Raw genomic sequence first — 10,863 nt, 5'->3', positions numbered from 1 at the left:
GCTCTTGGCCGAGGGCTATGATGTCGTCGGTTTCGACAGCGTGACCGACTATTACGACACCTCGCTCAAGCGCTCGCGTCTTGAAATGCTTGCCGAACATGGCGATTTCCGCTTCATCCAGGCCGATCTTGCCGATGCGGCGGCGGTAAAATCGGCTTTCGGATGCCGCCCCGAGATCGTCATCCATCTCGCCGCCCAGGCAGGCGTGCGTTATTCGCTCGACCACCCACAGGCTTACGTCGACGCCAACATCACCGGCTTCCTCAATATCCTCGAGAATTGCCGCGCGAGGCCACCGAAGCACCTGATCTATGCCTCGTCGAGCTCGGTCTATGGCGGCAACAAGAAGCAGCCTTATTCGCCGCGCGACGGCGTCGACCATCCGGTCAGCCTTTATGCGGCAACCAAGAAGGCCAACGAGTTGATGGCGCATACCTACAGCCATCTGTTCGGGGTACCGGCGACCGGCTTGCGGTTCTTCACCGTCTACGGCCCCTTCGGGCGGCCCGACATGGCCTATTACAAGTTCACCCGCGCCATCTTCGCCGGTGAGACCATCGACATCTACAATGGCGGCGACATGTACCGCGACTTCACCTACATCGACGACATCGTCGAAGGGATCGTGCGCCTGATCGACCTGCCGCCCAAGGCCGATCCAGACTATGACATCGCTGCGGGCGGTGCATCGGGCAGCTGGGCGCCGCACAGGGTGATGAACATCGGCAACCGCCGCAAGGAACATCTGATGGAGATGATCCGCATTCTCGAACGCGCGACTGGCCGCGAGGCGGTGAAGAATTTCATGCCGTTGCAGCCGGGCGACGTGCTGAGCACCTGGGCCGATGTGAGCGACCTCGAAGCATTGATCGGCGAGCTTCCACACACGCCGATTGAGGAGGGGCTGGTCCGCTTCGTCGATTGGTACGGCAGGTATTACCGCGTCCAGTAACGAAGCGACCGGTCAGGCATACTGACCTCCGGTTGCGGTACTGCCTGCGGCATTGCCCGGCAGATAGGCAGCACCGCCCCCGGCGGTGTTGATCACGCCGTTGAGGATGGTGTTGCAGCGGGCGCCAGTGGCCGCACCTGCGAAGGTCGTGCCGCCGCACGTGACATGGCCGTTCTGACAAGACGCGAAGGCGGTGGCGAAGGCCGGCGTGCCGGTCAGCGTAATCGTGCGGGCCTCGGTGTTGACCACCCCACCGCTGCGCACGTTCCAATGAACGGGCGATGCGCCCGAAATCGCGTAGTTGCCTGTGGCGGTTGCCGCGCCGTTGTTCTGGCACATGATGTGGCCCTGGGCGCAGCCGCCGAACCTGACATTCTGGAACTGGATCGTGCCGCCATCGGTATTCAGGCCAAGGCCGCTGGTGGTTGTCCTGATCTCCAGATCCTTGATCAGACAACGCGTGCCCGCTGGCGCGCTAATCGCGCTGGACGAGGTGGTGGAGACGATGACGTTGGCGGGCGCGCCGCTGTTGCCGGCGATGATCAGACCTGCAGCACTCGTCTGGCCCACGGTAACCGGAATGGTCAGCGCGTCGGTATAGGTGCCGTCGCCGATCTGGATGGTAACGGTGAAGCCGGCAAAGTCGAGGCCCGCTGCGACGTTGAGCGCCTTCTGGACTGTTACGAACGCGCCGCCTGCCGTGTTCGCGAGCCCGGTGTTGGCATCGGACCCGTCCGTACGGACATGATATGTCCGGTTGGCGATGAGCATCTCGCGGACATGGTGTTTGGCGACTGCCTGGTTCTGGTCGGTCAATGCCAGGCCTGGCTGCAACAGCACCCGCCCGTCGGTGCGGCGGACTTTCAGCGCCTCCATCCAGGCGGAACCATCGGGCGAGACCTTGACGTGCCAGTCGTCGTCGCCGGCGAGGCCGAACTCGGCCCGACCCGAATAGCCTGTCTGAAACAGCAGTGAGGCATTGTCGCCGGCTGCCGCCTTGTTGATCTTGACCTGCTGTCCCGCGCCCAGATTGTCGAACAGCACGGCCTGGCTCTTCACCGACAGCCGGTTGGTGGTATCGGCAGTGGTGTTGATACCGACCATGGCAGCCGGATTGATGCCGAGCGCCACCGCATCCTGCCAGCCTGTGCCGTCATGGGCGAAGATGCGTTGTTCATCAGCCACCCAGGCAAGCCAGCCCCTGACAGGGACATGGAAAGCCCAGGCACCGTCCTGCCAGGCCGCGATCTGGCCGCTCTTGCCGGTCCAGGCGCCCGTCGCTGCCGTAGCAACGATGTAGCGGTCACCTTCGACTGGCAGGGCTGGCGGTGCGGCCAGATGCCGGTCGAGCACACAAAGCTGCACCACAACATCCAGCGCCAGCAGCGCCTCGTTGTGGGTGACGTGTTTCTGTGCCTGCGAGGGCATGATGAAAGGCATTTTCAGATTGGTCGTTTGTTCCAAGGCCGGCTCCTGTGGTTGGCTTTGGTGCAATGATACGGCCGTCCGAAAGGGCGTGGAAAAACGGGCGTCTCTATCCACGCTTCGAACCCTCTTTGGAGACGCGGTGGAATTGCATTCCCGAAGACGTGGCGCGGGGGGCAAAACTGACTTAGCCGGCCGCCAAATTTGGTCTTGCGCTGCTTGAGACGCCGCCCGTTTGTGGGGACACTGCGCCCAACAGGTCATTTCGGCGCCAAAGCCGCGACCAGGAACGATTTCCGAAGGCTCTCAATGCTTGCCAGACTGACTCACCTGGACCGTCTCGAGGCGGAGGCGATCCACATTTTTCGTGAGGTCGCGGCCACTTTTACCAAGCCTGTGATGCTCTATTCCGTGGGAAAGGATTCCTCGGTCCTGCTGCATCTGGCGATGAAGGCGTTCTATCCGGCCAAGCCGCCGTTTCCGTTCCTCCATGTCGACACGACGTGGAAATTCCGCGAGATGATCGAGTTCCGCGATGCCATGGCGCGCGAGCTCGGCTTCGACCTGCTCGTCCACGTCAACCCGGACGGTGTCCGCGACAACATCAACCCATTCGATCACGGTTCGAACACTCATACGCATGTGATGAAGACTGTCGGCCTGCGCCAGGCGCTCGACAAATATGGCTTCGACGCGGCGTTTGGTGGCGCGCGGCGCGACGAGGAGAAATCGCGTGCCAAGGAGCGCATCTTCTCGTTCCGCAACGCTCAGCACGCCTGGGACCCGAAGAACCAGCGCCCGGAGATGTGGAAGATCTTCAATACSCGCGTTTCCCCGGGTGAATCGATCCGCGTCTTCCCGCTGTCCAATTGGACCGAACTCGATATCTGGCAGTACATCCTGCAGGAAAACATCCCCATCGTGCCGCTGTATTTCGCCAAGCACCGGCCGGTGGTCGAGCGCGATGGCATGCTGATCCTGCGCGACGACGACCGCATGAAGCTGCATCCCGGCGAGGTGGTGGAAAACAAGCTGGTGCGCTTCCGCACGCTCGGCTGCTACCCGCTGACCGGCGCGATCGAATCCGATGCCGCGACCCTCGAAGACATCGTCAGCGAGATGCTGACCGCTCGTACTTCGGAGCGGCAGGGACGTCTCATCGACCGAGACGAATCCGGTTCGATGGAAAAGAAGAAGCGCGAAGGGTATTTCTGAGCATGCGCCACGCCATGGCCACCACGATCGAGGCCGCCGAAAGCGTCCGCGACTACCTCGCTGCGCAAGAGCAGAAATCGCTTTTGCGCTTCTTGACCTGCGGCTCGGTCGATGACGGCAAGTCGACGCTGATCGGTCGCCTGTTGTCCGACACCAAGCAGATTTTCGAGGACCAGCTTGCAGCGCTCGAGCGCGACTCGCGCAAGCACGGCACGACAGGCGAGKATGTCGATTTCGCGCTTCTTGTCGACGGTCTGGAGGCCGAGCGCGAGCAGGGCATCACCATCGATGTCGCCTACCGCTTCTTCGCCACCCCCAAGCGCAAGTTCATCGTCGCCGATACGCCGGGCCACGAGCAATACACGCGCAACATGGCGACCGGTGCCTCGACGGCAGATCTGGCCATCGTCCTTGTCGATGCGCGCCAGGGCGTGCTGCGCCAGACGCGGCGCCACTCGATCATCGCCTCGCTGCTCGGCATCAAGAACATCGTCGTTGCGATCAACAAGATCGATCTCGTTGGCTTCGACCAGAAGGTGTTCGAGCGCATCACTGCCGAATATGCTGCCTTTGCCGAGAGCCTGGGCTTCAAGTCGATCGTGCCGATTCCGATGTCGGCGCGTTTTGGCGACAACGTCACGCGACGCTCTGACAAGATGGGCTGGTATTCCGGCCCGACGCTGATCGAGCATCTCGAAACCGTGGTGGTCGAGGAAGAGGCGGTCGCACGTCCGTTCCGCTTTCCGGTGCAATATGTGAACCGGCCCAATCTCGATTTTCGCGGCTTTGCCGGAACCATAGCTTCCGGCTCGATCTCGCAGGGCGACGAGGTCGTCGTCGCCAAGTCGGGCAAACCCTCGAGGGTCAAGCGCATCGTTGCCCATGGCGGCGACCTGCGCACGGCGGTTGCCGGCCAGGCGATCACGCTGGTGCTGGATGACGAGGTCGAGGTGTCGCGCGGCAATGTGCTGGTGACGCCCGACGCGCGGCCGCATGTCGCCGACCAGTTCGCAGCCAACGTCGTGTGGTTCGACGAGGCCGCGCTGTTGCCCGGCCGCTCCTATATCCTGCGCACCGAGACCGACCAGGCGAGTGCCACGGTCACCGATCTCAAATACCGCATCAACGTCAATGATTTTGCCCATGAGGCGGCGAAGTCGCTGGAGATGAACGAGGTCGGCGTCTGCAACATCTCGACCCAGTCGCCGGTTGCCTTCGACAGCTTTGCCGACAACCGCACGACCGGCGCTTTCATCCTGATCGACCGCATCAGCAATGCCACCGTCGGTGCCGGCATGATCGTGCATGCGCTGCGCCGCTCGGAGAACATCCACTGGCAGTCGCTCGACGTGACGTCCAAGGCGCGTGCGGACCTCAAGAACCAGCGGCCTTCGGTACTCTGGTTCACCGGCCTGTCAGGCTCCGGCAAGTCGACGGTCGCCAACCTTCTGGAAAAGAAGCTGCACGCGGCCGGCCGCCATACCTACGTGCTCGATGGCGACAATGTCCGCCACGGCCTCAACCGGGATCTCGGCTTCACCGACGAAGACCGGGTCGAAAATATCCGTCGGGTCGCCGAAGTCGCCAAGCTGATGGCCGACGCCGGCCTGATCGTCATCGTGTCGTTCATTTCGCCCTTCCGTGCCGAGCGCCGAATGGCGCGCGAAATGATGGGGCAGGGCGAGTTCGTCGAGGTCTTTGTTGACACGCCCTTCGAGGAATGTGCCAAGCGCGATCCCAAGGGGCTCTATGCGCGTGCACTCTCCGGTGCGATCAAGAATTTCACTGGCGTCGATTCACCCTATGAAATGCCGGAAAAACCTGAGATTCATCTTCAGACTCTGGGCAAGACGCCCGAAGAGATGGTCGAGACGGTCGAGAACTGGCTGAATGAGCGAGACTTTGCAGAGCATCAGTACGACGACGGCGGCGGCATCTGACGAGGCGATCCTCGAACTGCTCGAACGCCTGGCGCTCGACGCGGGGCGCACGGTCATGGAGGTCTTCCACTCGGGGATCGTCGTGTCGGACAAGGCAGATGCCTCACCGGTCACTCAGGCCGATCGTGCCGCCGAGCGCGTGATACTCGAAGGCCTGCGTGCGGCCTATCCCGACGTACCCTGCGTTGCTGAGGAGGAGACAGCCGAAGGCGTGGTTCCGCCTGAGCTTGGCCGCGCGTTTTTCCTTGTCGATCCGCTCGACGGCACCAAGGAATTCGTCCGGCGCCACACCGATTTCACGGTCAATATCGCGCTGATCAGGGACGGCGCGCCTGAGATCGGCGTGGTTTATGCGCCATGCACGGGGCGCTTCTTTTCCGGTCGCCCAGGTCGCGCGGAAGCCTTCGAGGCACGCGACGGCAAGGCGGTCTCTGAGCGTCATCGCATTCATGTGCGCGAGGGCCGCGAGCCGCTGACCATCGTTGCCAGCCGTTCGCACCGCACGCCCGAGACCGATGCCTTCATCAAGAAGGTTTCGGCCGCCGAAATCGTTTCGGTCGGATCGTCGCTGAAATTCTGCCTGGTGGCGRCTGGCGAGGCGGACCTTTACCCGCGCTTCGGCAGGACGATGGAATGGGATACGGCGGCGGGCGATGCGGTGCTGCGCGCCGCGGGCGGGAGCACTCACACGCTGGACGGCAAGCCGCTTGTTTATGGCAAGCGCAACCAGGCGGACGATGCGGATTTCGCCAACCCGCATTTTGTCTCGAGCGGCCGGATCATCGACCCGGCCTTCATCTTCTGATCAGAAGTTCGCTGCTTACTCGGCCGCGATCTTGGCCGAGTTGGAGCCGACATAGTTGCGGATCGTGGTGATGATCCGGTCCTGGTCGGCTTCGCTGAGATAAGGATGCATCGGCAGGCACAGGATGGTGCCCGGCACCGCGTCCGATACGGGCAGGCCACCCGGGGTGCGGGGGTAGTGGCTGTAGGCCACCTGCACATGCAGCGGCTTCACATAATAGATGACCGACGGAATGCCCTGCTCCTGCAGGTGCTTCTTCAAGCCGTCGCGATCTGCGGTCTCGATGGCGTACTGGGCCCATGCCGAGCGACCACCGGTGGGAGCGCGAGAGGCCTTCACCACGTCGCCGAGGCCATCGGCATAACGCTTGGCCACGACCGCGCGTGCCTGCATCTCGTCTTCGAGGATGGCGAGCTTCTCGATCAGGATCGCCGCCTGCAGCGTGTCGAGGCGCGAGTTCAGGCCGACATGGATGTTGTCGTACTGGGTCTCGCCCTTGCCGTGGAAGGCAAAGGAGCGAAGGCGGGCTGCGAACGCGTCGTCGTTGGTGAACATCGCACCGCCGTCGCCGTAGCAGCCGAGCGGCTTGGCTGGATAGAAGCTGGTGGCGGCGACATGACCGTACGCGCCGCACATCTTGCCGTCCTGCGAGCCGCCGATCGACTGGGCGGCGTCTTCGATGACCAAAAGGTTCTCGCGCTTGGCGATGGCATCGATCGCCGCATAGTCGGCGGCGATGCCGAACAGATCGACGGGGATGATCGCCTTGGGCTTGAGACGGCCTTCTGCCTTGATCATGGCGATGGCAGCTTCGAGGCTGTTGATGTCGATGTTGTAGGTGTCGGGCTCGATGTCGACGAACACCGGCTCGGCCTTGGCGAGCGCAACCACCTCGGCGGTCGCAGCGAAGGTGAAGCTCGGAACGAAGACCGCGTCGCCCGGGCCGATGYCCGAGGCGAGCAGCGGCAGCAGCAGGGCGTCGGTGCCGTTGGCGCAGGCCACGACATGCTTGACGCCGACATACTTCGCCAGCTGGTTTTCGAATTCGGTGACTTCCGGGCCGAGGATGTAGCGGCCGTCGTCGACGACCTTGTCAATTGCCGCCTTCAGACGGTCGCGGATTCTTTCGCGCTGTGCGCCGAGATCGATGAACTGCATTATGGCCCCAAAACCCAATCGTTTTCTTCGGGCCGCTGATAGCAGAGTTGCCGAAAGCGAAAAAGACGAGCGCCCTGCGGCATCCATGGCGCGCCTGCGGTTCTTGTTACTTTCGGTTGACGCGATTTCGCGCTCAAATTGGCGGAAAACATGGGATTTCGCGAGCAGGCTGCTGAGCCGGCTTGGCGAAGCGAAACATAAAGTGATCGGCCATTTCGCCCGAAAGCGCCTGATTTAGGCCAATTCACGCCGCCATGGCGGGTTTGCACCCGCGCGCGAAACTGTGACCGCAGCGGCACGCGCACCGAGCGACAGCGCCTTTTCGATGGCTGTTTTAGACAGCTCGGCAATGGCGCCCTTGGTCAAAACATTCTGTTCATGCAACGCGGCAAGCACGCCTGCATTGAACGTGTCGCCGGCGCCGACAGTGTCGACCACAGCGACCTTTTCCGACGTCACCGAAACCGTGTGCTTGTCGGAGTAGGCGGTAGCACCTTTGCTGCCTTTGGTGATGATGACCAGCTTCGGTCCCTTGCGGAGCCAGCGCGCTGCAATCTCGTCATGGTCGCCGGTCTCGCCGAACCACGACAGATCCTCGTCGGAGAGCTTGACGATGTCGGCCATGGCAAGCATGCGCCACATTCGTTCGAGGTGGGCCTGCTTGTCCTGGATGAAACCCGGCCGGATGTTGGGGTCGAACATCATCACGCGGCTTTCGTGCTCACGCTTCATCAGCGCTTCATAGGTAGAGCCGCACGGCTCGGGGATCAGGCTGATCGCGCCGAACAGCATGGCGTCGATGTCATCGCCAAGAGCCGGCAGGTCGGCTTCGGTGAGCATGCGCCCGGCGGTGTTCTCGTCGTAGAAGGTGTAAGTAGCGTGTCCGTCGGTGAGGCGCACGAAGGCAAGCGTTGTCGGCCGCGCCGAGACATCGGCATAGCGGGAGCCGGCATTGCTGGCCGCAAGGACCTCGCGGATTTGCTGGCCAAACAGATCGGAGGAGAGCCCGGAAAAGAACTCGACCGGCACGGCAAGCCGCCCCAGTGCAATTGCCGAGTTGAAGATCGCACCCCCGGCATAGGGCGCAAAGGCCGGTTCGCCGGCCTGGCTTTGCCTTGGCAGCATGTCGATGAGCGCCTCGCCGCAGCACAGGATCATGGCTTGCCGGTTCCCTTTGGATAAATGACGCCCTTGCGGATGATGACATTGCCGTAGAGCCTCGGCTCGCTGGTGGCAATGATCGTGTGCGCCGCTTTCACCCGTTCATAAAACATATTGCCGGCCAGCGGCACGACCGCGAAGCCGGGCGCGCGCGCGGCGCAGACTGCTTCGATCTCTTCGTGCACCGGGTCGGACAAGGCTGGATCGCCTTTGACCGACGACCGGAAAATCGCCTGAGGAACGAAGTCGTCCACTGGCAGCACCTGCAGCACGGCGTCGAGCACCGGGATCAGGTCGAGCCCGTCGGCACGGATAACCCGCCTGCCGTGTTCAAGGGCGGGATAATTGCCGTCGACAATGGCGATCTCATCGCCGTGCCCCATGGCGCGCAGGGTGAACAACAGGTCCGGACCGAGTAAGGCTGGAATACCGATGAGCACGCTTAGACCCCTCGTGACGGTGCGGACGAGCCGATGAGGAAGCGTTCGGACAGCGGCAGGCTGGCGCCGCCCAGGGCGCGGGCGTGGATGCCGACAGTGCCTTCGCGGACGCTCGGCATGCGCAGACCTTCGATGTCGATATTGCCGATCGCGGCTTGTACCGCTTCGACGAGGCGGGCACGGATCGTCGAAGGCATCCAGCCGTCGATGACGGCACATTCGAAATCGATGACCGATGCCGACGCGACGATGGCGTAGGCGAGCGCATCCGATGCCGTTGCGATCCACGCATCCAGCTCCGGGCCGAGATCGCCCCATTCTTCCGGCGAGGTCCAGAGATAGGCGGCTTCGATGCCTTTGGCGTTCAGCGCCTTTTCGAGCACCGCGATCGACGCGACGTCGATAAGTTGTGTCGGCCTGCCGCCGGGGCCGGGGACGGGCATCGAGCCTAATGCGCCGGCGTTCCCCGTTGGGCCGCCATAGAGCCTGCCGTTGAGCACCACGCCGCCGCCGGCAAAGGCGCCGATGTAGAAATAGACGAAGTCGCGCAGCGTGCCGATGTCGCCGAACACCAGCTCTGCACCACAGGCCGAGGTCGCATCGTTCTGCAGATAGACGGGGAACCCGAACAGCGCCTGCAGGTCAGCGCGAATGTCGCGGTTGCGCCATTCGTCYATGATCTCGCGCGGTGCGCCCGCTGTGTCGACCCAGTTCCACAGCTCGAACGGCATGGCGACGCCGAGGCCTGCGATGCGCTGGTCCTGCTCGCGCTTCAGCGTTGCGCGCATCTGGGCGATGCCCGTTTTGACGAAGTCGATGGTGTCGCGCGGGGTAGGGTAGCGATAGGAGTTCTGCAGCATCGCGCGTGTCTTGCCCAAGAAATCGATGAGCACGAGCTCGGCGCTGCGTCGTCCGATCTTGAGGCCGATGAAATAGGCGCCATCGGGATTGAGCGCCATCGGGATGGATGGCTGGCCGATCTTGCCGCGCACCGGCGCTTGTCGGAGCAAGAGGCCTTCAACCTCCAGCTCGCGCATGATGACAGAGACCGTCTGGGCTGACAGGCCAGTCATCCGCGCGATGTCGGATTTGGCCAGCGCACCGCTTTGCCGCACCAGCGACAGCACCAGCCGCTCGTTGTGATCGCGCATGCCACTTTGGTTGGTGCCGCGCGGCTGCGGGCTCTCCGCAGCATCTGGCGAACCGTGCCTCACACTCCCGGCCTCCACCGGCTTCCTCCCCGTAATTTCCATCTTGTCGTTTTGGGACAGAATGCGGGCCGACTGCAATCCTGTCAATAATAAATAAGAGTGATTTAATTATTGACTCATGGTTGCGTTTGGTGTTTCGTTGATGCCGGATACTCGACTGGGAAGAGTGCATGAGTGTCCGGGGCGGTGCCCGGTGGAGGGGACCGCATGGTTTGATTTTGGGAGGAGTACCCGATGAAGTTTTCAGTTCTGAAGACGACCGTCTTTGGTGCGGCGGTTGCAGCACTTGCCGGTTTTGCAGCGCCCGCTTCGGCTGCCGATGTTGGCGCATGCCTGATCACGAAGACCGACACCAATCCCTTCTTCGTCAAGATGAAGGAAGGCGCTTCCGCCAAGGCAAAGGAGATCGGCGTCAGCCTCAAGAGCTACGCCGGCAAGATCGACGGCGACAGCGAAAGCCAGGTCGCGGCGATCGAGACCTGCATTGCTGACGGCGCCAAGGGCATCCTGATCACCGCATCCGACACAAAGGGTATCGTCCCGGCGATCAAGAAGG

11 protein-coding genes are annotated in these 10,863 nt (G+C 62.6%); 6 read left to right on the top strand and 5 right to left on the bottom strand.

What is annotated here, in order from left to right; translation table 11 throughout:
• Positions 1-952: NAD-dependent epimerase/dehydratase family protein (locus AC1DUU_RS12050; protein ID WP_476783651.1), on the top strand; the 952-nt coding region annotated here is incomplete at its 5' end.
• A 12-nt stretch (positions 953-964) separates the two neighbouring features.
• Here the strand turns inward: AC1DUU_RS12050 and AC1DUU_RS12045 are convergent.
• On the bottom strand, positions 965-2,416 hold the full coding sequence (locus tag AC1DUU_RS12045; protein ID WP_476783650.1) for a DUF2793 domain-containing protein: 1,452 nt from the start codon (positions 2,414-2,416) through the stop codon (positions 965-967).
• 270 nt (positions 2,417-2,686) lie between these two features.
• Here AC1DUU_RS12045 and cysD point away from each other — a divergent pair, with 270 nt between their 5' ends.
• From cysD to cysQ, 3 genes are read left to right on the top strand one after another with little or no spacing between them, the layout of a single operon-like run.
• Positions 2,687-3,592, top strand: coding sequence for a sulfate adenylyltransferase subunit CysD (gene cysD, locus AC1DUU_RS12040; protein WP_476783649.1), 906 nt, complete (start codon positions 2,687-2,689; stop codon positions 3,590-3,592).
• A 2-nt stretch (positions 3,593-3,594) separates the two neighbouring features.
• Positions 3,595-5,532, top strand: coding sequence for a sulfate adenylyltransferase subunit CysN (cysN, locus tag AC1DUU_RS12035; RefSeq protein ID WP_476783648.1), 1,938 nt, complete (start codon positions 3,595-3,597; stop codon positions 5,530-5,532).
• Positions 5,483-6,337, top strand: coding sequence for a 3'(2'),5'-bisphosphate nucleotidase CysQ (gene cysQ, locus AC1DUU_RS12030; RefSeq protein WP_476783647.1), 855 nt, complete (start codon positions 5,483-5,485; stop codon positions 6,335-6,337). Before cysN ends, cysQ begins: the two co-directional genes overlap by 50 nt.
• Before the next feature lie 15 nt (positions 6,338-6,352).
• Here cysQ and AC1DUU_RS12025 read toward each other — a convergent pair whose 3' ends face one another.
• The gene (locus tag AC1DUU_RS12025) at positions 6,353-7,495 is read right to left on the bottom strand and encodes a DegT/DnrJ/EryC1/StrS family aminotransferase (protein ID WP_476783646.1); all 1,143 of its coding nucleotides are present in this window, start codon (positions 7,493-7,495) and stop codon (positions 6,353-6,355) included.
• Between the two features lies 1 nt (position 7,496).
• Between AC1DUU_RS12025 and AC1DUU_RS12020 the strand changes: the two genes are divergently transcribed.
• A complete protein-coding gene (locus AC1DUU_RS12020) occupies positions 7,497-7,733 on the top strand; it encodes a hypothetical protein (protein ID WP_476783645.1) in 237 nt (78 codons plus the stop codon).
• Here the strand turns inward: AC1DUU_RS12020 and AC1DUU_RS12015 are convergent.
• Genes AC1DUU_RS12015 through AC1DUU_RS12005 form a run of 3 tightly spaced genes read right to left on the bottom strand, consistent with a single transcriptional unit; the run spans position 7,730 to position 10,349 of the window.
• Positions 7,730-8,653: a carbohydrate kinase family protein gene (locus tag AC1DUU_RS12015; protein WP_476783644.1), complete on the bottom strand. Its 924-nt coding sequence runs from the start codon at positions 8,651-8,653 to the stop codon at positions 7,730-7,732. The genes AC1DUU_RS12020 and AC1DUU_RS12015 overlap by 4 nt on opposite strands.
• The gene (locus tag AC1DUU_RS12010) at positions 8,650-9,096 is read right to left on the bottom strand and encodes an RbsD/FucU family protein (RefSeq protein WP_476783643.1); all 447 of its coding nucleotides are present in this window, start codon (positions 9,094-9,096) and stop codon (positions 8,650-8,652) included. Before AC1DUU_RS12010 ends, AC1DUU_RS12015 begins: the two co-directional genes overlap by 4 nt.
• Before the next feature lie 2 nt (positions 9,097-9,098).
• Positions 9,099-10,349, bottom strand: a complete 1,251-nt coding sequence (locus AC1DUU_RS12005; protein WP_476783642.1) for an ROK family transcriptional regulator — start codon at positions 10,347-10,349, stop codon at positions 9,099-9,101.
• A gap of 192 nt (positions 10,350-10,541) precedes the next feature.
• Between AC1DUU_RS12005 and AC1DUU_RS12000 the strand changes: the two genes are divergently transcribed.
• The coding region (locus tag AC1DUU_RS12000; protein WP_476783641.1) for a substrate-binding domain-containing protein at positions 10,542-10,863 on the top strand (322 nt) is incomplete at its 3' end.

It is taken from the genome of Aminobacter sp. P4_H6_2, from assembly GCF_056400805.1.
The sequence above is the reverse complement of the archived record's forward strand: the minus strand, read 5'-3'. Positions and strand labels throughout refer to the sequence as shown.